This window comes from Legionella pelazae (assembly GCF_052527395.1).
Window position 1 is genome coordinate 1 of the sequence record NZ_JBNVZS010000039.1, and the last position, 411, is coordinate 411.

Here is a 411-nt window from a genome sequence, read left to right on the forward strand (position 1 = left end):
CATCAACATAAATCACACCAGGCTCTTCCCCGTTCGCTCGCCGCTACTAAGAGAATCTCGTTTGATTTCTTTTCCTTTGGGTACTTAGATGTTTCAGTTCCCCAAGTTCGCTTCCTAATCCTATGTATTCAGATTAGAATGACTTTACTTTCGTAAAGCCGGGTTTCCCCATTCGGACATCTCTGGATATAACGCTTGTTTCCAACTCCCCAGAGCTTTTCGCAGGATTCCACGTCCTTCTTCGCCTCTTACTGCCAAGGCATCCACCGTTTGCGCTTCTCTTCTTGACCATATAACCTCAACTGCCGTTAAGCAATCAAGACTACCTAAATCACACTAAGTTTCGCTTGTGTTTTACCTCGCGACAACCTACTCTCACTTAATCTTCATCAAGCGATTTCAATCATCTTT

General features: G+C 44.0%; 1 rRNA gene. It reads right to left on the reverse strand.

The features are described from left to right. A 23S ribosomal RNA gene (locus ACQUW5_RS15305) occupies positions 1 to 290 on the reverse strand; the annotation flags it as partial. Positions 291 to 411 lie beyond the last annotated feature (121 nt).